15 protein-coding genes are annotated in these 22,624 nt (G+C 55.2%); 4 read left to right on the top strand and 11 right to left on the bottom strand.

Going from position 1 to position 22,624, the window contains the following annotated elements:
* Positions 1-277 precede the first annotated feature (277 nt).
* On the bottom strand, positions 278-664 hold the full coding sequence (locus VF639_RS14225) for a helix-turn-helix domain-containing protein (RefSeq protein WP_331146584.1): 387 nt from the start codon (positions 662-664) through the stop codon (positions 278-280).
* Positions 665-1,050: 386 nt separating this feature from the next.
* Positions 1,051-1,917 (bottom strand): glycerophosphodiester phosphodiesterase family protein, encoded by an 867-nt coding sequence (locus VF639_RS14220; protein ID WP_331146583.1) that lies wholly within the window; start codon positions 1,915-1,917, stop codon positions 1,051-1,053.
* 128 nt (positions 1,918-2,045) lie between these two features.
* On the opposite strand from VF639_RS14220, the gene VF639_RS14215 reads away from it, so the two are divergent.
* Positions 2,046-2,666, top strand: a complete 621-nt coding sequence (locus tag VF639_RS14215) for a DUF2939 domain-containing protein (RefSeq protein WP_331146582.1) — start codon at positions 2,046-2,048, stop codon at positions 2,664-2,666.
* 117 nt (positions 2,667-2,783) lie between these two features.
* Here VF639_RS14215 and VF639_RS14210 read toward each other — a convergent pair whose 3' ends face one another.
* From VF639_RS14210 to VF639_RS14200, 3 genes are all read right to left on the bottom strand, one after another.
* The gene (locus tag VF639_RS14210; protein WP_331146581.1) at positions 2,784-3,074 is read right to left on the bottom strand and encodes a PLD nuclease N-terminal domain-containing protein; all 291 of its coding nucleotides are present in this window, start codon (positions 3,072-3,074) and stop codon (positions 2,784-2,786) included.
* Positions 3,075-3,165: 91 nt separating this feature from the next.
* Positions 3,166-3,819 (bottom strand): rhomboid family intramembrane serine protease, encoded by a 654-nt coding sequence (locus tag VF639_RS14205; RefSeq protein ID WP_331146580.1) that lies wholly within the window; start codon positions 3,817-3,819, stop codon positions 3,166-3,168.
* Positions 3,820-3,975: 156 nt separating this feature from the next.
* A complete protein-coding gene (locus VF639_RS14200) occupies positions 3,976-4,947 on the bottom strand; it encodes a polyprenyl synthetase family protein (RefSeq protein WP_331146579.1) in 972 nt (323 codons plus the stop codon).
* 403 nt (positions 4,948-5,350) lie between these two features.
* Here VF639_RS14200 and VF639_RS14195 point away from each other — a divergent pair, with 403 nt between their 5' ends.
* The gene (locus VF639_RS14195) at positions 5,351-5,593 is read left to right on the top strand and encodes an energy transducer TonB family protein (protein ID WP_331146578.1); all 243 of its coding nucleotides are present in this window, start codon (positions 5,351-5,353) and stop codon (positions 5,591-5,593) included.
* Positions 5,594-5,693: 100 nt separating this feature from the next.
* Here the strand turns inward: VF639_RS14195 and rnr are convergent, their stop codons facing one another.
* The 5 genes from rnr to VF639_RS14170 all read right to left on the bottom strand — a co-directional run bounded on the left by rnr (position 5,694) and on the right by VF639_RS14170 (position 18,143).
* Positions 5,694-8,198: a ribonuclease R gene (gene rnr, locus VF639_RS14190; RefSeq protein ID WP_331146577.1), complete on the bottom strand. Its 2,505-nt coding sequence runs from the start codon at positions 8,196-8,198 to the stop codon at positions 5,694-5,696.
* Between the two features lie 550 nt (positions 8,199-8,748).
* Positions 8,749-10,773 carry an ABC transporter ATP-binding protein gene (locus VF639_RS14185; protein ID WP_331146576.1) on the bottom strand — a complete coding sequence of 675 codons (2,025 nt, stop codon included), beginning with the start codon at positions 10,771-10,773 and terminating at the stop codon, positions 8,749-8,751.
* Between the two features lie 263 nt (positions 10,774-11,036).
* Positions 11,037-11,696, bottom strand: a complete 660-nt coding sequence (locus VF639_RS14180) for a lipoprotein signal peptidase (RefSeq protein ID WP_331146575.1) — start codon at positions 11,694-11,696, stop codon at positions 11,037-11,039.
* 190 nt (positions 11,697-11,886) lie between these two features.
* Positions 11,887-15,504 carry an isoleucine--tRNA ligase gene (ileS, locus tag VF639_RS14175; RefSeq protein WP_331146574.1) on the bottom strand — a complete coding sequence of 1,206 codons (3,618 nt, stop codon included), beginning with the start codon at positions 15,502-15,504 and terminating at the stop codon, positions 11,887-11,889.
* A 197-nt stretch (positions 15,505-15,701) separates the two neighbouring features.
* Positions 15,702-18,143 carry an efflux RND transporter permease subunit gene (locus VF639_RS14170; protein ID WP_331146573.1) on the bottom strand — a complete coding sequence of 814 codons (2,442 nt, stop codon included), beginning with the start codon at positions 18,141-18,143 and terminating at the stop codon, positions 15,702-15,704.
* Positions 18,144-18,373: 230 nt separating this feature from the next.
* Between VF639_RS14170 and VF639_RS14165 the strand changes: the two genes are divergently transcribed.
* Positions 18,374-18,778, top strand: coding sequence for a hypothetical protein (locus VF639_RS14165; protein WP_331146572.1), 405 nt, complete (start codon positions 18,374-18,376; stop codon positions 18,776-18,778).
* Between the two features lie 793 nt (positions 18,779-19,571).
* A complete protein-coding gene (locus tag VF639_RS14160; RefSeq protein ID WP_331146571.1) occupies positions 19,572-20,900 on the top strand; it encodes a hypothetical protein in 1,329 nt (442 codons plus the stop codon).
* A gap of 170 nt (positions 20,901-21,070) precedes the next feature.
* On the opposite strand, the gene VF639_RS14155 is transcribed toward VF639_RS14160, so the two are convergent.
* Entirely contained in the window at positions 21,071-22,591 is a 1,521-nt protein-coding gene (locus tag VF639_RS14155; protein WP_331146570.1) for a glycine--tRNA ligase, read from the bottom strand.
* Positions 22,592-22,624: the final 33 nt, after the last annotated feature.

Genomic DNA, 22,624 nt, shown 5'->3' with positions numbered 1-22,624 from the left:
CCCGCCACTTCGTGTTTCGGGCGGTTCTTTGTTAGCGGTCGATGGAGATTTTAGAGACTAGCCAAGTGCATCGATAGGCTTCTCAACCAGTCATCTTTCATAGACTTAGCAAGCGTCTAACTGCTCTGTTTTGTTGCGCCTAAAGGCTTCTTAGTTGGCTCTCTTTGCTTCTTACTGGAGCAGTACTTGTTACGCATGAAGGCCCTCTTCTGAACATGGTAGTCGGTAAAGTGTCCGACGAGGCAACAACAAATATGTTTCACGTGGAACATTTTTGTTACCGCGGACCATACACCTTCAAGAGTAACTCATTGTAAGCTTCAAGGAGCGAGATATACTTGGTTTGAAGGGTCATGAGCTGCTTAATACAATCTGGCTCAGGCTGCTGTAACGATACATTTTTCTGTGTTACACCCTGTAACGGTGTAACAGATACAGAGGATGATACAAAGGGTAAAGCCGTTTGCTGTAACGTTGTAAAGTCCTTTGAAAAATCGTGGCCGATAATGTCACCGACGCGAGTTACAAATGCGTAATCAAGTGTCTCTTCTTTGAATTTACGATATATCGTCGGACGGGTAATACCCAACTCGTCTACTATACGGGTAATGGAAATACCGCTGTTTTTGATGAATTCCTGCAGTATTTGACCCTGATGCGGCATAGTTTGAGCTGATGTAAAACGTAAGTGTAAATATGACACTTATGTCCAGAACAACAAAACAAGTTATGTAAATAGTGACATGATACGTAACGCGCAATATTGTATACTGGTTACACACGTTACGCATGTTACAGGGATACAGTTTGTAATGTGTAACAGCTTTACGTATCATTGACTGGAACGTTGCAGTGTAACAATCACCTTGAGAATGCCTTTTAAGGCAAACTGAGCATGTTTTTAAAGAATGTTACGCTTTCTGGTCATCAAGCACAGGTTGTTCCGCGTAGCCCGCACAACCCCATAAAGCCAGAATGCGTGGTTTCTGAAATAACAGCTTGCGCCGCACGCAGCAGAGGACTTGCTACACAGCAAGCAGAGGCGCTTTGTTACGCTTGGCTAGAGCTTGACAATAGCCCAAGAAGCCGATCGGGATAATCGGTGGTGAGGCCCGTAACCCCGAGCTGCAACAGGCGGTGCATGTGCGCTACTTCGTTGACTGTCCAGGGCACTAGCGCTACGTTTAGCTGGCGGGTTTGTACTACCAATTCTTCGGTTACTAGCCCGTGGTATGGACCATATACGGCGGGTACAAATCCTAGCTCGGCTATGTGCTGTTGGAACGGAACTATGTCTTCTACCAACAGGCATAAAGGCAGGCTCGGCAGGTGGCGGTAAGTCTGCTGCAGAATGCGCTTATCAAACGACAGCAAGGTAGCCCGCGACGTAAGGCCAAGCTGCGTTAACTGCGCCAACACAACCTCCATGAATACCTCCGGAACAGGGTGCCAGATACCATCGCCAGCAGGGGTGCTTTTGACCTCAATACTGAAGCGCAGTAAGCTCCGTCCTAACTGCTCCGATAACGCATCGACCTGCTCCGCTACTTCACGGAGCAGCGGCTTGTAGGCCGGCACAGACTGCTGCTCCGGGTAAGACGGATGGCGAAGCTGGCCACAGTCGTAGCGCCTGATATGGTCGTAGGAAAGCTGGTAGAGATTATGGTGGTGCTCGTCGGCGGGTGCTATGCGCTGGCCTTGCGGATCAAGACAAATCAAGGAATTCATCCAAGGCTCGTGCGACACTACCACTTGCCCATCAGCCGACAGTACTACATCGAGTTCTAGCACATCAACGCCTAATGCTACGGCGTGCAGAAAGGCCGGCAAGGTGTTTTCGGGCCGTAAGCCGCGGCAGCCCCGATGCCCATGCACTTCAGGGCGTGTAGCAAAAGGGGCTGATGAGGTACCGCGCATGCGTTGTCATACGTAGCAGAACCTTATATGGTAGATCAGGCGCTGGTGCAGAGCCATCAGGGATAAGGTCGCGAAGCAGGAAACCGGTATTTTAGAGGCTCGGAGTTCTACCTTATCACTGCTTTTAAATGAAACGAATCATTCTATTGCTCTTATTAGTGCTGGTGGTTGTAGGAGGCTACTTCTATTATCAGAGCCTTAAGGCCGGGCCCAAATACGCGCTGGTGCAGGTGGCCAACGCGGCCCGCACGCACGACATGGCCACCTTCGAGCGCTATGTTGATGTAAACAGCGTCACGGGCAGCCTCGTAGATCAGGTAGCTAATCAAAGCTCGTCGCTCGGACTGCTGAATCCCGGAGGCATAGCCTTTAAAAGTGCGCTGCGGTTGCTGAAGCCACAGCTGACGCAGGTGGTTCGCAAGGAAGTGCAGCAGTTCGTGGAGACGGGGTCGTTGCAGGGAGGTGCCGACGCTCTGGCTTCGAAGGGCATGATGAATATCTCACTAGCCGGCTTGGCCGGTAAAGTAGCCAGCCCCGACAGCAAGTTCAAGGATGTGAAATACGTGAAGGAGGAAGGCGAGCAAGCCCTAGTAGGTATTGAGTTCACCCAACCCAAATACGACACAACTATGGTAGTGGAGTTGAAGATGCTCAACCGTGGTGACCATTGGCAGGTAACGGAAATCACCAACACCGGCGACCTGCTGAAGCACGTGGCCCGTCTGGAAAAGCAGCGGCTGCTGAAGTAGCAAGCAAGTAGCAGACCAAGGTTGGAAGCTAGCAGTCATGAAGGCTTCAACAAGAAAACGCCCCTCACCGCTGATGCAGTGAGGGGCGTTAAACTTATTATCAGGAAGCTGGCTGAGCTACACAACTCCTGTATTGGAGTTGCCACGGCCGGCTATCAAATAATATAGAATCAGGCCTAATATTGGGAGGAACCAAATGATGGCAACCCAAAGGATTTTCTTGCCGGTGGTCCAAGGCTGTTTGAATACATCAATCAAGGCCAGTACGTCAAGAGCCAGGATGATGAAGCCGAAAATACTGAGGCCCCCGCTGCTGCTGTAGCGGCTGCAGGCGGTGGTAGTAAGCGTGAGCGCCAACATGGGCGCCATGACGGCAAGCCGATTCAGGTGAGGTGCTAGTTTGTTCATGGGAGTCGGGAGTATGTTAGTTTGCGGTTTTCTACGCACAACTTCCGGAATAGATATAAAGCGCCCACTATAAACTATTTAACTTGCTGTATTACAGTAAGTTACCTAAATAAAGACGCACTTGCTGTATGAATGCAAGCCCTGACTGCGGTATGAGTATCAGCCCAAGGATAACCCCGAACAAGGCCCCGTAAAAGTGAGCATCGTGGTTGATGTTGTCGCCGCGGCGACGGCCCTGGTAGTAGGAATATGCTAGGTATAGGAAGCCGAACACGAAAGGTTGAATAGGAATAGGCAGCGGGAAAATAATGATGCCCCCTCCGCCTGCCGCCACCGGATGGAACAGGATACTGGCAAACAGCACCGACGACACCCCACCCGACGCGCCGAGGCTACGGTAAGCAGGGTCGTGGCGGTGCCGAAAATAGGTGGGAATATCTGACAGGATGATACCGCCAATGTAAAGCAGCAGGAAGCAGGCAATGCCCGTATTCAAGCCATAGGCGCTAGCAAATTCCGCCAGTACGGCCGGGCTAAACGAGTAGAAGGCAAACAGGTTGAAGCCTAAATGCACGAAATCGGCGTGGAGGAAGCCGGAGGTTAGGAACCGGTACCACTCGCCGCGTTGCGACACGAGATAGGGACTGAAAATCCACTTTGCCATCAGTTCCCGATTAGACCAAGCGTACATGGAGATACCAGCCGTCAGGGCTATCAGGATAAGGGCAGGATTGATGAAGGGCATTAGGTAGAGAGAATAAGGTGTATTGGGTGTAGCGCAGAAGCCACAGGAAATCTGTTCCGCGACGAGCAAAGCGAGTTCCTACGCGTTAGGACCACGAGGTGCGGTTCAGCATACTCGCGGTGCTCGTCGCGGAACGGATTTCCTGTGGCTTCCGCGTTACTGCTCCCGGTCCATGAGTTGTAAGGCAAGTTGCAGGAGCGGCTCTTTGCGCGTTGCGGAGGCTTGTACGCGCTTTAAATGCTGCAAGGCATCCTGGAAGTAATCGTTGATGAGAACTTCGGTCTGAGGGCGAATTTCGAGCTCATCGTAGAGGGTCCTGACGGCGTGTACCTTTACTTCGGCACTAAGTACGGGCTGACCGATGTGCCGCGCCAGTACCGCCTGCTGCCGAGCATCGGCCTGCGCTTGGGCTGTGAGCAGCAAAAAGGTCTTCTTATCGGAGACAATATCGCCGCCGACCCGCTTGCCGAAGGTGGCAGCATCGCCATAGACGTCGAGCAGGTCGTCGCGGAGCTGGAAGGCCAGGCCGATACCGACGCCGAACTGGCGCAGGTGGTCGGCATCGACGACGCTGGCGCCGCCGAGGAGGGCGCCTAGCTCCAGCGCGAAGCCGAGAAGCACGGCCGTTTTCAACCGAATCATATCCAGGTATTGCGCGATGCTGACTTCGGTTTCGGTTTCGAAGTTCATGTCCCACTGCTGACCCTCGCAGACCTCGGCAGCCGTCTCACTGAAGCGGCGGAGGACGGTGGGGAGCAGGTGGGCGGGCACGTCGAAGAACAGCTCGTAGGCGCGCACCAACATCACGTCGCCGCTCAGGATGGCCACGTTGGCGTTCCACTTTTCGTGCACCGTGGGCTGGCCGCGGCGTAGCGGGGCCTGGTCCATGATGTCGTCGTGGAGCAGCGTGAAGTTGTGGAATACCTCTACGCCTAGCGCAGGCTTGAGCACCGGGTCGAGGTCGTCGGTGAAGACGTGGGCACCGAGCAGCGCAAGCAGCGGCCGGATGCGCTTACCGCCGAGGGCCATGATGTAGCGGATAGGCTCGTAGAGCGCCGTGGGCTGGTCGCCGTAGTGCAGACTATCGAGGCCAGTGGTGAGCTTGTTGCTGAAGAAAGAAAGGTCCACGGAAAAGCGGGTACGGTTCAGTTGGAAAGGTACGGAGGAATCAGCAGGCCGTTTGCTGTGCCCCCTCATGACGGTAGAGTAGCCTCGTGATACTTTAGCAACTAACGTAATCGTTGGGATGCAAGCTGCTTTCTAACTGCCTTTCTATGCTAACAGGAATACGTTGGTGGACGACCGGATGCTCTGTCCTCTATTGTCGGGAGTTGTCTCGGCTCAAACTTCCTACAACCGGTGGGATGCAAGGCCGCCCGCCCCAACAGCTAAACCGGCTCTGCGCACAACTTCTGCGCCAACTAAAAAGGATACCGCTACTAGTGTAGTGATAACCACATCGGAAGGCAAAACGATGACAGTAGCCTGTAGGCCAGTCTTTGCTGGCGGACAATCAGCATTTCTTGCTTACGTGAGCAAAAGGTTGAAAAAGCCGAAAGGCCCCCGGCAACGCGGCACCGTACAGGTCACCTTTACTGTGCTTACATCTGGCGCAGTTAGCGGAGTTCATGTGAAGCCCGGCAATGGCCTTAGTCCAGCCTACGATGCAGCCTTGGTTGAGGTCATCAGCAATATGCCTCCGCTGTTTCATCCCGGCGGCTGCAATGGCAACAGCAAGGCAATGGAAGTAACCGAGAGTTACGTGTTCGATTGAAATTGTAAGGCTCTAATTCTCGCCACCAAAAAGCCCTGGCCGTCTCTATAGACAACCAGGGCTTTTGATACTTACTCCAATCTTTTAGGCAGCACAGTGCTTACCGCCGGCGCTTTCCTTTGTCGCCACCGGGGCGGCCGCCGCTGCGCTCGGGGCGGTAGCCGCGGGGGCGGCTGCTGTTTTCGCGGCGCTCCTGTTGCTCGCGCTGCTTCACCGAATCGGGGCGGTTATCAACCAGCTCGAAGTCGATGGTGCGGTCGAGCAGATTGGCGGCTTTCACCACCACTTGCAGCTCGTCGCCGAACTGAATGATGCGCTTGCTGCCCCGGCCTACAATGCGGTAGTTGTCTTTGTCGAGCTCGAACGTGTCGCCGGGAATTTCGCTCAGGCGCACCATGCCTTCGCACTTGTTCTCCTCGATTTCCACGTACATGCCGCGCTCGGTGAGGCCCGATACCACGCCGGTGAAGGTCTCGCCGATAACCTTCGACATGAATTCCACTTGCTTGTACTTGATGCTGGCCCGCTCGGCGGAAGCGGCTAGTTTCTCGCGCTCCGACGAGTGCTTGCACTCTTCTTCCACGGGGGCTACCTCCACGTTCTTGCCCCCTTCGAGGTAGTGCTCGAGTAGGCGGTGCGCCATCATGTCGGGGTAACGACGGATGGGCGACGTGAAGTGCGAATAGTGCTCGAAAGCCAACCCGAAGTGACCGAGCGGCTCAGTGGTGTAAATGGCCTTGCTCATGGTGCGCACCGCCAGCGTCTGGATGACGTTTTGCTCGGGGCGGCCCATCACTTCCGTCGAAAGGTCGTTGAGCTCGGTGCTGAGCTTCTTGGGGTTGCTCAGGTCGAGGTCGTGGCCGAATTTCTTGGCGAAGAGAGCGAAGGTTTGCAGGCGGTCCGGGTCGGGGGCTTCGTGCACGCGGTACACCATGGTAAAGCGCGGCTTGCGGTTTTTGAGCTTGAACACAAACTCGGCCACCTTGCGGTTGGCCAGCAGCATGAACTCCTCGATCATCTTGTGGGCGTCTTTGCGCTCCTTCACGTACACGCCGAGCGGCTTACCGTTCTCATCGAGCTTGAACTTCACCTCCTGCGTTTCGAAGCTAATGGCGCCCTGCTTGAAGCGTTGCGCGCATAGCTTCTTGGCAATGCTGTTCATGAGCTGGATTTCGGTGGTGTAGTCTGCCTCAAGGCCTTCAATCCGCTCCTGCGCTTCTTCGTAGGCGAAGCGTCGGTCGGAGTGGATGATGGTCTTGCCGAACCACGAATCATAGAGCTTGCCATTCTCGTCGAGCTCGAACACGGCCGAGAAAGTGAGCTTGTCTTCGTTGGGCCGCAGCGAGCAGAGGCCGTTCGATAGGCGCTCGGGCAGCATCGGTATCACGCGGTCAACTAAGTATACCGACGTGGCGCGGTGCTTGGCTTCGCGCTCCAGCTCAGTGCCGGGCTTCACGTAGTGCGTTACGTCGGCAATGTGCACGCCAATTTCCCAATGGCCGTTTTCCAGCTTCTCGATGCTTAGGGCATCGTCGAAATCCTTGGCATCGGCGGGGTCGATGGTGAAGGTGGTGATGTTGCGGAAGTCACGACGACGGCTGATTTCGTCTTCACTGATTTGGTCGGATATGGCCTCCGATTCCACTTCCACTTCGTGCGGAAACTCGAACGGCAAACCAAACTCGGCCATAATGGCGTTGATTTCGGCTTCGTTGCCGCCGGCCTGTCCGAAGCTGCGCACTATCTCACCTACCGGCGAGCGGCCCGCGTCATTTTCCGGAAACTCGGTGATGCGCACCAGCACTTTTTCGCCGTGGTTGGCACCGTGCAAATTCTCGAACGGCACAAACACATCGAAGTACATCTTGCGGTTGTCGGGCTTCACGAAGCCAATACCGCCTTGCAGTTGCAGCCGGCCCACCACCTCGGGCCGTACCCGGTTAACTACCTCTACCACGTCGCCGACGGGGCGGCCGTCGCGGGAGCCGCGCAGGCGCAGGCGCACTGTGTCGCCGTGCATGGCAAACTTCAGCCGGTCGGTGAATACGCGCACGTCGCTTTCACTTTCCTCACTAATCACGAAAGCAAACTTGTCGGTAGCCAGGGCCACGGTACCCGTGATGGTATCACCACCACTGTCTTGCCGGCGGCGGGTTTCAGGACGCAGCTCATCGGAGGGGAAGTCGAAGCCGGCCTCGCGGCGCCGGTGCACTACCGGGTCGTTGCCGAACTCGGCCTGCACCGAGCGAGTGGGCTTGGCGGGCACCGGCGTGTTGTCGTCTTTGCGGCGTTTTTTGCTGCTGGCAGGCACCGTGGCACGCGAGGCGGCCTCCGGGTCGGTTAGGCGGTATTCGTCGTTGGAAACGAGCGTAAGCAGGCCTGCGCCTTTCAGCTCCCGTAAGTGGGCAAATACCACTTCACGCTGCTCTTTGGTGGTGACGCCGAGGCGGCGGGAAAGTTGGCGGTAAGCCACCACATCCGTAGGCCGGTCGAGGAAAATGCGGTAGACCTGGTCTTTGGTTACCGTGGTGGGGGCGACAGATTCGTCGCGGGGGGCCTTCGCGCGAGGGGCGCGGGGGGCGGCAGATTCTTCTTTTCTTTTCATCAGAAAATAAAGGCCGCCGGGGGTTGTCGTTTTCTCAGGCGGCGGGGTTGATAGAAAGGAAAACCGGCTTTGTGAGCGGTTTTCCAGGGTGAATGTAATAGGCCCGATACGAGCGGTGCCGGCCGTTTGGCCAGGCTTCAAGCAGATAATACGAAATATATCCGCGAATATCTATTTCTAGCAGCAAATGCTGGATTACGGATTTGCTACGGCCAACTGCTTTAACACCGTTTCGCTGAAATCAGTTACATCCCACTCTTTTAAATCGGAGAGGCAAGCTGACAATTGTAGCTGGCTGTCATGCAGAGCCGCAGCCGAAGCATCTCGCATGCTTCATTGGACGGTGTAGAGACGCGACACTTCGCGTCTCGTCGTTGCTGAGGTTGTTCACTCCGGCTTGTTCTTGAGCAGTCGTTCAACGACGAGACGCGAAGTGTCGCGTCTCTACACCGTTCAACGTTCACAACCTCAACACGCGAGATGCTTCCTTCGTCAGCATGGCAGTTGCCACTCCAACGTCAGCAATGCCTCACCAAGCGGGAGCTTGGTGTTACAGCCTACTAGCCACGGCGGCGCGGATGTCGGCGGGCTCGTCTTTGGGGATGGCGGCCAGGAGCTGTTGGGTGTATTCGTGCTGCGGGTTGGCGTAGAGTTCGGCGGCCGGGCCGCTTTCTACGATTTGCCCCTGGCGCATCACTAGCAAGCGGTCCGACATGAAGCGGGCCACGGACAGGTCGTGAGTGATGAAGAGGTAGGTGATGTTGAACTCGCGCTTGAGGTCGTTGAGCAGGTTGAGCACTTGGGCCTGCACCGATACGTCGAGGGCAGAAACCGATTCGTCGCAGATGATGCACTTAGGTTGCAGGGCCAGGGCGCGGGCTATGCAAATGCGCTGGCGCTGGCCGCCGCTGAACTCGTGCGGGTAGCGCTGGTACTGTGCTTCGGTGAGGCCTACGGTACGCAGCAGCTCCAGTACGCGGGCCTTTTGCTGGTCTTTGGTGCCGCCTACGTTGTGTACGCGCATAGGCTCCAGAATGGCTTCGCCCACGGTCATCATCGGGTTGAGGGCAGCGTACGGGTCCTGGAACACCATCTGAAACTCCCGGCGGCGGCGGCGCAACTCCCCGGCCGGCAGTTTGGCCAAATCCACTCCCTCAAACAAGATGCTGCCCGACGTCGGCTCCACCAACCGGAGCAGGGCCCGGCCGAGCGTGGTCTTGCCACAGCCCGACTCTCCTACCAGCCCCACCGTCTCGCCTGGATAGATGTCGAAGCTCACCCCGTCCACGGCCCGCACCACTTCCGGTTTGCGGTTAAAGAAGCCCTTACGAATAGGGAAATGCACGTTCAGCTTTTCCACTTGCAGCAGCGGCGCTGTGCTGCTCGCCACTGTGGCGCCACGACTCTTTTCAGTGGTGGTAACACTATCGTTGAACGAGGCCGGATGGAATGGCACACCAGCAGAATCATTTTCAACATCAGCAACGATAGTGATACCGCTTGCGCCGTCTGTAACTGGCAATGGCTGGCCCGACTCTAGGGTTGGCGCCGATTCAACTCCTAAAATACTATTGCTAAGGTGTGGAACATCGGAATGTTCCACGGGGAACGTTTTGGTGGTGTCAGTTCCGTTTTTAGAGGGCTCCGCTATCAATTCACTGGTTTCACTAACAGAGAGTTGCGTAGACGCTTCTCCAGTAGCAATAAAGCCTCCATCGGCTGTCTCACGCATGAAATCGGCTACTACTGGCAGTTTTTTTCGGCCTACTGATAATTTTGGCCGACAGGCAAGCAAGCCTTTCGTGTAGGGGTGTTGGGGATTGGTGAAAATGTCGAGGACGGGGCCCTGCTCCACCACCCGGCCTCGGTACATGACCAGGATGCGGTCGGCTATTTCAGCTACTACGCCGAGGTCGTGGGTGATGAAGAGGACGGCCGTGTTGTGTTGGCGGCGAAGCTGGTCGATGAGCTGGAGCATGCGGGCCTGCACCGTTACGTCGAGGGCAGTGGTGGGCTCGTCGGCAATGAGGATGGCGGGGTTGCAGGCCATGGCCATGGCTATCATCACGCGCTGCTTCTGGCCGCCGCTGATTTCGTGCGGGTAGGACTTGAAGATCTTCTCGGGCCGCGGCAGCTGCGCCATCGTGAACAGCTCCACAGTGCGGGCTTCGGCCTGCTTGGCGTCTAGTTTGGTGTGCAGGCGCAGGGCTTCCACCACCTGGCTGCCGCAGGTGTAGACCGGGTTCAAGGAGGTCATGGGCTCCTGAAAAATCATGCTGATGTCGTTGCCGCGCACCTGTTGCAGTTGCTCTTCATCGAGCTTCAGCAAGTCTACTTCGCCAAGTGCCTCGGAGTGGAAGCGGGCCTGCCCCGTCGTGATGCGGCCCGGCGGCAGCGGAATCAGCCCCATCAAGGCCAATGACGTCACCGACTTTCCCGAACCCGATTCGCCCACAATGGCCAGCGTTTCGCCGCGGTGCAGGTCGAATGATATGTCCGACACAGCCCGCGTGTTGCCGCGGTGGCTGGCGAAGTCGATGGTGAGGTTGCGGACGGAGAGAATGGGTTCGGACATATGTAATGCAAAGGCCCACTTAATAAATCAGTAAGCAGTACCGGTAAAGATAAGGCAAGCAACAGCACGATGTAGAGACGCGACACTTCGCGTCTCGGCGTTGCTGATGTTGTTTATTCGAACTGACCAAACGGTGCGGACGCCGAGACGCGAACCGAAGGTCGGCAAAGCCAAGTGTCGCGTCTCTACATCGTGCTACCCCAATAAAAATCGGCCGGTTGGAAGAGTTCCAACCGGCCGTTTAAGGAGTTAAGTGGTCATTATTACGAGGCAGCCGTAGCTTCCGCGTCGTGGCGGGCTTGGGCGGCTTCCGGGTCGTCGGCAGCTAGGGGTTTGGTTTCCTCGTACTGGTGGCCGTAGAAGCGGGTTTGGTTGAGCAGGATGAGGGCTACGCCAATGAAGATAGAAGAGTCGGCGATGTTGAAGATAGGAAAGTCAGGGATGATTTTGCCGCCTACCAAGGGCCAGGAAATCGGGAAAAAGCCATCCGGGAAATCAACAAACAGCATGTCTATCACCTGGCCGTGCAGCCAGGGTGTGGGCACGCCAAAAGGTGCGTTGTTGTAGATGATGCCGTAGAAAATCGAATCAATCAGGTTGCCGATGGCGCCGCCCAAAATCAGGGCAATACACACAAGCAGGCCGCTTGGAGCTCGGTGCTTCCACAGCCGGTAGATGTAGTAGCTGATGCCGGTTACGGCCACTATCCGGAAGATGGTGAGCACAATCTTGCCGTACGGCGGCGGCAACTCAAACCCGAAGGCCATGCCCGGATTGAGCGTGTAATGCAGCTTAAACCAGTCGCCGAAAATGGGGACTTCACCGGGCATGCCGGGCTGCATATAGGTGTGCACGGCCCACTTCGAGAGCTGATCAACAAAAATGATTAGCAGCGCCACCAAGTAGTATTTCCAGTATTTCATAAGGTACGGGTGAGAAGCAAGAGGTTAGAAGTGGGTTGAAAGACTGACAGAAAAGCAGTGTTCTAACCTCCCTCCCATCCTAGCACAAAGTGACACAGAATTTTGGACTTCGCTGCCCCAAGCCGGGTCCTATCTTCTGTGCCGTTGGTATATATTTCGAGGGGCTGTTTGTGCCGTTTTAAGCCTGTCTTTATGAATCTTGTGCTTTGTTTTGCTCACGAAGCGTTTCATTGGGTTTGACGCGTGGAATATCTCCCACGGCTGTTCTATCAGGACTAACAAGCGGAAAATCGCTCAACTGGCTGTTCTTAATCACAGTTAGTCGAACGAAGACTTTATAATCATCAAACTCCAGTTCCTGACCGTTCATCATATTATCCATGAAATCTAGGCTCAGCGCCTGAATTTCGCCCTGGATATAATCACCGAACGACTGCACGGCAGCTTCCAGGCCCGCCTGACCAGAGGCCAGCGTGACGCGGATTTTGTCTTGCACTTCCAGGCCGCTGTCTTTGCGTAGGTTCTGGAGACGGTTTACTAGCTCGCGGGCTACTCCTTCGTGGCGCAGCTCGTCGGTCAGGGTCACGTCGAGGGCTACGGTGAGCGGGCCATCGGTGGCTACCAACCAGCCGGGGATGTCCTCGGAGCGGATTTCCACGTCGTCGGGAGCCAGCGTGATGGGTTGGCCATCGACTTCCACGGCTAGCTGGCCGGTCTTTTCGAGGGTGCTGATTTCCTCGGCGGTCATCTGCTGGATGCGGGCACCCACGGCTTTCAACCGGGCGCCGTATTGCTGACCAAGGCGCTTGAAGTTGGGCTTCACCGACTTCACCAACACGCCGCTGGTATCGTCGAGGAACTCCACGTGCTTCACGTTCACCTCGGCGCAAATCAGGTCTTCCACCTTGGCTACCTGCTCGCGCGTCGAATCATTCAGTACCGGCACCAAGATGCGCTGCAATGGCTGGCGCACCTTCAGCACCGACTTCTTGCGGAGGGAGTGGGTGAGCGAAGAAATGCGCTGCGCCAATTCCATCCGCTCCTCCAGCGCCTTATCGATACGCGTCTCATCAGCCTGCACAAGCAGCGTGAGGTGCACCGATTCGGGTGCCAGCGGCGTGTTCTTGGCTACGGCTTCTTCGCGCATGCCGTCGGTCATGTTCTTGTAGAGCCACTCCGCGAAGAAGGGCGCAATCGGAGCCATGAGCTGCGAAACCACTACTAAACACTCCTGGAGCGTCTCGTAAGCAGCGCGCTTGTCGGTGGTCAGTTCGCCTTTCCAGAAGCGACGGCGCGAGAGGCGCACGTGCCAGTTGGAGAGCTGGTCGGTCACGAAATCCTGGATGGCGCGGGCGGCCTTGGTGGGGTCGTACCCATCATAATAGCCGCGCACTTCCAGGATAAGCGACTGAAGCTTGCTCAGAATCCAGCGGTCCAGCTCGCTTAGCTCGGCGTGCGGCACCCGGTCGAATTCGCGCGCCTGGAAGTTGTCGAGGTTGGCGTAGAGGGCGTAGAACGAGTAGGTGTTGAAGAGCGTGCCGAAGAAGCGGCGCTGCACCTCCGTAATGCCGGCGAGGTCGAACTTAAGGTTGTCCCAGGGCTGCGCGTTGGCAATCATGTACCAGCGCGTGGCATCCGGACCGAACTGCTGGATGGTAGCAAACGGGTCCACGGCGTTGCCGAGGCGCTTGCTCATCTTGTTGCCGTTCTTGTCGAGCACGAGGCCGTTGGCCATCACGTTCTTGAAGGCCACTGAGTCTTCCAGCATCACGCCTAGCGCGTGCAGCGTGAAGAACCAGCCCCGGGTCTGGTCCACCCCTTCGGCAATGAAATCAGCGGGGAAATTCTTCTCGAACTTCTCTTTGTTTTCGAGCGGATAGTGCCACTGTGCATAGGGCATAGCGCCGGAATCAAACCACACGTCGATGAGGTCAGGCTCCCGATACATGGGCTGGCCGCTGGGCGATACTAGGAAGATATCGTCCACGTAAGGGCGGTGCAGGTCGATTTTTGCCTCACCCCCTAGCCCCCTCTCCTTCAGAGAGGAGGAACTAGTTTTAGAACTAGAGCTAGAATCTAGCTCCTCCTTCTCTGAAGGAGAAGGGGGTTGGGGGGATGAGGCATACGGGTTGTGGGTCATCACCTCGGCGGCTACGGCCTTGTCGATTTCCTGGCGCAGCTCCGCAATGCTGCCAATGCAGATTTCCTCGGTGCCATCCTGCGTGCGCCAGATGGGCAGCGGCGTACCCCAATAACGGGAACGGCTCAGGTTCCAGTCTACCAGGTTTTCCAGCCAGTTGCCGAAGCGGCCGGTCCCGGTGCTAGCAGGCTGCCAGTTGATGGTTTTGTTGAGTTCGATGAGCCGGTCTTTCACCGCTGTAGTCTTGATAAACCACGAGTCGAGCGGGTAGTAAAGCACGGGCTTGTCGGTGCGCCAGCAGTGCGGGTAGGTGTGCTCGTACTTCTCCACTTTGAAGGCTGTGCCGTCGCCTTTCATGCGGATGGCAATGCTTTCGTCGAGGGTTTTGTAGTCGGAGCCGGTTTCGTCGTGCCCGTCGTAGTTCTTCACCCAACGGCCACCGAACTCACCCATTTGCGGCACGTAACGGCCCGTCCGGTCCACGATGGGCGTTGGCTTGCCCTCCGCATCCATCACAATCAGCGCGGGAATGTCGTTGAGCTGCGCGACCTTGAAGTCGTCGGCACCGAATGTGGGTGAGATATGCACGATACCCGTACCGTCCTCGGTGGTCACGAAGTCGCCGGCAATGACACGGAACGCCCGCTCATCGCCTTCGAAAGACGGGAAGCCAGCACCCGTACCGAACAGTCGCTCGTAGTGGATGCCGACCAGGTCGGAGCCTTTAAAGCTGCCTTCGGTGCGCCACGGCAGCACCTTGTCACCCGCTTTGAAGTCTTTTAGCGAAGCATCTTTGCCTTTCTCCGAGAAGTAGCGGCCCACCAACGCCTCCGCCAGCACCACGCGAATAGGCGCGAAGGTGTAGGGATTGAAGGTGCGCACCAGCACGTACGGAATGTTCTTGCCCACTGCCAAACCGGTGTTGCCAGGCAAGGTCCAAGGTGTGGTCGTCCAAGCCAGGATAAACGTTTCGGAGGCGTCGTCGGCACCTGCAAACAGCTTCTCCGACTTTTCGTCGCGCTTCACCTTGAACTGCGCCACGATGGTCGTGTCTTTCACGTCGCGGTAGGTGCCGGGCTGGTTCAGCTCGTGCGAGGACAGGCCCGTGCCGGCCGCCGGCGAGTACGGCTGAATGGTGTAGCCTTTGTAGAGCAAACCCTTGTTGTAGAGCTTTTTGAGCAGCGCCCAGCAACTCTCGATGTACTCGGGCTCGAAGGTGATGTACGGGTCGTCGAGGTCCACCCAATAACCCATCTTCTCGGTGAGGTCGTCCCACTGCGCCTTGAAGCGCATCACGGTTTCGCGGCAGCGCTGGTTATATTCCTCGATGCTGATTTTCTTGCCGATATCCTCTTTCGTGATACCTAGCTCCTTCTCGACTTGCAGCTCGATGGGCAGGCCGTGGGTGTCCCAGCCGCCTTTGCGGTTTACCTGTTTGCCGAGCAGGGTCTGGTAGCGGCAGAAGATGTCCTTCACCGTCCGGGCCATGACGTGGTGGATACCAGGGGCGCCGTTGGCCGACGGCGGGCCTTCGTAAAACACGAACGTCGGCTGCCCTTCGCGGGAACTCACGCTCTTCTCAAAAATGCCGTTCTGCTTCCACCAAGCCAGGATATCGGTACCAACTTGGCCGTAGTTGAGCGGCTGCTTGTATTCGGGGTAGTTCATTTCTTTGGTAGGTCTTGTCTTCTAGCCTTAGTCGCCTCACCCCCTAGTTCCCTTCGCCGCTTGATGCGCGGAATGAAAAGAGAGGGGGAACTAGAGCTAGAAGCTAATGGGCTAGTAATAGAGCTATGATTTTAAATTTTTAAGCTAGCCCCCTCTCTTTTCATTCCGCGCATCAAGCGGCGAAGGGGGTGAGGCGACTAGGCTACCGGGTTGCGGGGCTGCACCTGCATCCGGTTCAGGTTCAACTCGAAATCATCATCTTCCTCGTGGTATTCGTCGTCGTAGTGGCGAATAGAAGACTGGTCGATGGTTTCGTCTTTGCCGTGTTCGAAGGTAACAAGCAAGGCAGGCAACAGGATCAGGTTAGAGAAGTTGGTAATCAGCAGAGAAGCCGACATCAACAAGCCCAAGGCCTTGGTGCCGCCAAACTCCGAGAAGGCAAACACCGAAAAGCCCAGAAACAATACAATGCTGGTGTAAATCATGCTGGTACCCGCCTCGCTGAGCGTGGTGCTGATAGCGGCCTGCACCCGCTGCCCGTTAATGGCCATTTCCTGCCGGAACTTGGCTAACAGGTGGATGCTGTTGTCGCCATCGATACCTAGCGCTATACTGAAAATGAGGGCTGTACTTGGCTTGAGCGGGATACCGAAGTAGCCCATAATGCCTCCCGTGAGCAGCAGCGTGAAGAAGTTGGGCAACAACGTGAAAAACACTGCCCGTATGCTCCGAAACAGCAGCAGCACCACCAAGCCCACCAGCCCAAAGGCAATCAGCAGGCTTTCCTTGAGCATGCCAATCAGGTATTCGTTGCCTTTGGTGAACAGGATAGTAGTGCCCGTCAGCTTCACATCCATACCCGTACCGTTGAAAATCTGCTTGATTTCCGGCTGGATTTTCCTGGCCAACAGGGTGTCGAGGTTGCGGGAACCGATGTCGGCAATCTTGAGGGAAATACGGGCCCGCTGACCCGTGGAATCGGTGAACGAACGGAGCAGCTTCTGCATCATCTGGCCGCTGCCGCCGCCGTTGGCCGACTGTGAGCGGGCCAGGTAGCTGAGCACATAGTTCTTCTCGGAATTATCGGGCAAGCGGTAATACTCGGGGTTGCCGTTGTAGAACGCCTGCGTACTGGCCTTGAGGAACGTGACGATGCTGACGGGTGTGGTCAACTCGGGTTGGGTGCGCAGGAACTTCTCGAGCCGGTCAATCTTCTCCAGATTTTTCAGCTTCAGAATGCCCTTTTTCTTGCCCGTGTCCACCACCATTTCCAGCGGCATTACGCCGTTGAAGTGCTGCTCGAAGAACTTCAAATCGGAGTTTACCGATGAATCCTTGGGCAAATCATCGACCATATACGACACCGAACGCACCTTGCTTACCCCAAAGGAGGCCAGCACTAGCAACACGGCGGCGGCGATGTACACCGTCTGGCGGCGCTCCAGCACCAGATAGTTAAAGAACTCCAGCAACTTGGTCAGCGGCTTGGCTTCGAGGTGTTGGAGCTGCTTGGGCGTGGGCGGCGGCAGGTAGGTGAACACAATCGGCATCATGATAAACGACACCGCAAACGCCACGAAAATATTGATGGTGGCCACCATACCGAACTGGTAGAGAATGGCAATGTTGGTGAAGCAGAACACCACAAAACCGATGGCCGTGGTGGTGTTGTTCATCAGGGTGACGAGGCCAATTTTGCGCACCACCCGCGCCATGGCCAACACCTGGTTGCCGGATTTGCGGTAGTCGTAGTGGTAGCGGGAAAGCAGGTACGTGCAGTTCGGGATGCCGATAACAATGATAATGCTTGGAATCAGACCCGTAAGCAAGTTGATTTTGTAGCCGAGCAGCACCATACTGCCCACGCACCACACCACTACCACCAGCACAATCAGCAGCGGAAACACCACCGCCGACCACGTCCGGAAGAACATGAACAGCGTAATGGCCATCATCACCACCGTGAGGCCCACGAAGAGCTTCATTTCACTGGCTACTTTGGTGGTCATGGTGGTGCGCACGTAGGGCAGGCCCGCGTAGTGCATCTTGATGCTAGTCTTCTGCTGGAACCGCTCGGCGTGGCCAAGGATTTCCCGCATCACCCCTTCCCGTTTCGAGGAGTTCAGGAACTTCGGGTCGAGGGTAAGGGCCAGCAGCGTGGCGCCGGTGGTGGGGCTGATGAGCTGGCCTTTGTAGAATTCCTGCGCATTCACGACCCGCATCAACGAGTCGAGTTCCACCTGGCTTTGCGGGGCTCGGCGGAAGATAGGCAGCGCCCGGAAGGTGCCGGTGGCGGTGTCTTTTTCCAGGTAAGGCAGGCGCGTTACGCTCAGCACGCCGCTCACGCCTTCCACCTTGCCGAGCGTGTCGGTGAGGGCGCGCAGCTCGTTGAAGTTGCCAAGCTTGTACACGCTGCTATCCTGCATGCCGAGCACGAACACGTTGCCGTCTTCGCCGAAGGTGCGCTTGAATTGCTGGAAATACACCATGTCCGGGTCGTCGGGGCTGACTACCTGGGCAAAGTCGTAGGTCATTTCCACTTTGCGTGCTTGCCAGCCCATGAACACCGTCAGGGCGGCCAGCAGCAGGATCAGGATCCGCCGGTTCTTGATGACGAACAGGGCTAGTTTACTCCACATAGGCTGCTAAAATGCAGCAAAGGTACGTAACCATCGGCAGCTTACCGGACTCTATGCTCTGTAAGCGGACCGCCACATTACGCTTGAGGTCAGGGAGTTTCCTGCACCGGAGAGTTTTTTTTCAGGCAAAGACAACTTTCTATGAAACACAAAGTTTAATAGGCAGTTCGTCAGTGTCTTGCAAATTCAATTCATTGCATTATGCCGATACATAAGTTTTGTTGCTCTAGATGACCCTCTTCCATTCTCCTGAAGCGTCTCTCACTTATCACTCCGCTTCCGATACGCTTTACCTCAGTTACAGCGCTACGCGTCTGTCTCGTTCGTTTCGTGACGCCTACCAGCAGGCCTTGAAAAAAATGCTGGAAAACAACGTAACGAGACTGTTGCTGGACCTGAAGCGTAACGCGCCCCCAACCGACGAGACCGAGCACATTTTGCAGCCTCTAGCCGAGGTTCTTCTCGTTCACCCCGACCGTTCGTTGTTCATTGCGGCGGTAGTATCCGAGAAGCAGTACCAATACCAAATCGGCAATATCCTGGCGGCTAGTTCGGCCACCCTTCCTCCTGCTCAGGTTGAGTTCAACTACTTCACCTCGCGCCGCGAAGCTAGCGACTGGCTTAGCAGCAACTAAGTAAGAAGAGCAACCGAGATAAACAACCGGCATCCTAAATTGAAATTCTGCTTTTAAAGCAGGATTTTGGTACAAGTAACTGTTGTTACACCCGGCAGCGCGTGGTTGCTTGGCAACCGCCTTCCCAAAAGAAGCAAAGTTCCTTTCCCTCGGGTTAGCCAAGGCGGGGCGTAACAGCAGGTAGTAAAAGACCCCGGAATGTTCCATCCGTATCTTAATTTCAAAAGCCCTCCTAGCCATGTGGCCGGAAGGGCTTTTTTGGTGTTCTACCGTCTTACAACCGATAAAGCCGCTTTGGCCAGCGGCAGAAGCTCATCACACGATTTCCAAGAAGACGAAGGAATATCTAGGTAAGAACAAGCCAGTTTTTCGGGGCTTTTTGGTTGCTGCATACCCGTCGGGTTGATGCGTCGCCTTAGCTTATCAGGTCTTTACGCGGCTTCCAGCCATCAACTGATTTGTCGGTTTAGCACCGCGGTAGCATTTACGCAGTCAGTAGCCAGCATAAATAAACCACTTTGCCGTAACCCTCTTCCTCATATCAGCATAAATATCTGATAATGACTGCACTAACTACACTGTTAAGCTTAGCCCTAGCAAGGATCCTACAAGTAAAAAAGCAACACTGTATAGAACGTCATATTTTCAGGATACAAAAAAATCTTTGATATTTCGGATATACACACCTACAGTCCTTGCTAATTAAAGGTAAATCCGTGCTGGTGTTGATTGAAGCTTCATGTAAATTTTTCGTTCATTTCTACTGGACAACCTTTAACCAAAAGCCTGAACAATGGAGCAGCATAAACAAAACTTGACTTGGCCGGGTAAGCTCCGCGTTAAGTATGCACTGATTTACACCGCGTGGTTTGGAATAATGTTGTGGGCAATGCCAAAGGCTGCCCATTTTCTTGATATTCCGTTTTGGCGGAGATGGTCAACCTACATATTTGAACACGGGTTAAGCAACGTGTATCAAGTCGAGGATAATAACTACAATCCTCTTTTTCATTACTTTCTTTATGTCTTTGGGTTATTAGCCGGTAGTACCGTGGGTATTGCCAACAAGATTTACTGGATAAAGGCCTTTCCACTGGTTTTCGATTTCGTTGGTGCGCTGGCGGCAGTATCCTTTGTGAAAGGCACGCAAAGACGGTTTGCTTTGTCTTTCTGGCTGTTACTCAATATTGGCTACCTGTACAACTCCTGGGTTTGGGGACAGGTCGACAGCATCTATACATGCTTTGTTTTCTTTGCCGCGGCATTCGCCCTGCGCGGTAAGCCGATTGGTAGCCTAGTATTTTATGTGCTGGCGATAAACGCGAAAACGCAGGCCATTATCTTCCTGCCGCCTCTGCTTTTGCTGTGGATACCGTTGTGGCTTCAATCAGGTAAAAAGTTTCCATTGGCGGTGCTTTCTGCCGCCGCCGTGCAGTTTCTAATTTTAATACCGTTCATTTGGTTTGGAGACGAAAACTATGTGCGGCACATCATCGACATCAACTTTAATGCCGTGGGCTTTTATAAAGTTATATCCATGGGCGCCTATAATTTCTGGCACTTGGTAACCCAGCATTTCGGCATTACTATTCAGAGCGACGATTTAATCGTGGCAGGCCTTACCTACAGAAACTGGGGCTTGATTTTATTCTGTTTATCGTCGTTTATAGTGTTGCTGCCGCTGTTTGTAATCACCGTTCGAAACCTGTTGGCGCCCGACCAAGCCGTGCCCGTCGAGCGTAGCCTGGTATTCATAACCTTTGCTCTGATTCCTATTTGCTTCTGCTACTTCAACACCGAGATGCACAGCCGCTATTGGCATGCGGCCCTCTTATTTTTGGCAGCTTATAGCTTTGTCACCAACCGCTATTTCGTGTTTGTGCTTTGCTCGGTGGCGTACCTACTCAATCTGGAATCTGTGCTCAAATTCTTGCAGGAGAACTACCATCTCTATATCGAGCACAATCCGCTACTCAATCACCGGGCTATATCCATTTTATTCACGCTGGTGCTGCTAATGGGGTTGGTAGAGTTGTATAGATTGGTAGATGTAAGATTGCACGTACGTGAAGGAATCAATAACCTGTTTAGCTCGCGCAAGGCAACTAGCCCGAACGCATAACCTGGGTCTTTCTCTACCTCAGCAAGCTAAATATGGCGACTGGCGCACATTACGGAGCAAACCATACCTCTTAGCCTGAACGGACTGTCGGTTGAGATAATTACGCCAACGCCCCGCGCTGTTGTTACGGCGCGGGGCGTCATTGCCTGGTACGGACTGGTGCAGCGGTGCTACAGCTTCTCGAAGATGCGCGAGAAGCTAACGGCCTCCCCGATATAGGCACGCAGTTCCGAAATGGGCATGCGGGTCTGCTCGCGCGAGTCGCGGTGACGAACGGTGACGGTATTGTCTTCTAGCGTCTGGTGGTCGACGGCAATGCAGAAGGGCGTTCCGATGAGGTCCTGGCGGGTGTAGCGCTTACCAATGGCATCCTTCTCTTCCATCACCAGACGGAAATCGTGGCGCAGAGCGTTAAAGATTTCTGATGCTTTTTCGGGTAGCCCGTCTTTGCGCACCAGCGGGAAGATGGCTGCTTTGATAGGAGCCACTGCCGGGTGCAGCTTCAGCAGCTTACGGGTTTTGGTTTGCTGCGCCTCACCCTCGCCTTCCGTCACGGTTTCTTCCACGAAAGCCTGGCAAAGCGTGGCCAGAAACAGACGGTCGGCCCCGACTGAGGTTTCTACCACAAAGGGCACATAATTGCCGTAGGGCTTGCCGGTTTCGGGGTTAATGTCGTTGTCGAAATACTGCTGCTTCTTCCGGCTTAGCGCCTGGTGTTGTGTCAGATCATAATCAGTACGAGAGTGGATGCCCTCAATTTCCTTGAAGCCGAAAGGGAACTGATATTCAATATCAACGGCTGCATTAGCATAGAAAGCCAACTTGTCGTGGTCATGGAACCGTAGCTTTTCAGCGGGCAGACCCATGGCTTCGTGCCAGCGTCGGCGCGTTTCTTTCCAGTGCTGATACCAATCCATTTCGGTGCCAGGCCGGATAAAAAATTGCATCTCCATCTGCTCGAACTCCCGCATGCGGAAGATGAACTGCCGGGCCACAATCTCGTTGCGGAAGGCCTTACCAATTTGCGCGATACCAAATGGGATGTTCATCCGCGCCGACTTTTGCACGTTCAGGAAGTTGACGAAAATGCCTTGGGCTGTTTCGGGGCGCAGGTAGATCAAGCTCGAATCGCCGGCCACAGCACCCACTTGCGTGGAGAACATGAGGTTGAACTGGCGCACATCGGTCCAGTTACTGGTCTTGGAAACCGGACAGATTATTTTCTCGTCGATGATGATCTGCTTTACCCCTGCGAGGTCTTCGGCGGTTAGCAAACGGCCCATTTCGGCCAGCAGAGCGTCGGCGCGCGGCTTATCGCCGTTGTTTTCGTACTCGGCGGCTTTCTCTTCGAGCAGCACGTCGGCGCGGTAGCGCTTCTTGCTGTCGAGGTTGTCAATCATGGGGTCCGAGAAGCCGTCGATGTGGCCGGAGGCCTTCCAGGTGAGCGGGTGCATGAAGATGGCCGCGTCGATGCCCACCACGTTTTGGTTGAGTTGGGTCATGGCCCGCCACCACAGCTGCTTGAGGTTATTTTTCAGCTCCACACCGTTGGGGCCGTAATCGTACACCGCGGCTAAGCCGTCGTAGATTTCACTGGACGGAAATACGAAGCCATATTCTTTCGCGTGCGACACGATGTCGGCCAAGGTATTCTCAGCCGTTTCGGCGGCTTTCTGCGGGGCGTTGCTCATGGATCATGATTTAGTACGCGGTGAGGTAGTGAG

Origin of the sequence: Hymenobacter sp., from assembly GCF_036387835.1 — a bacterium.
GTDB lineage: Bacteria > Bacteroidota > Bacteroidia > Cytophagales > Hymenobacteraceae > Hymenobacter.
Note: the sequence above shows the minus strand (reverse complement) of the source record. Positions and strands in the feature narration are given on the sequence as shown.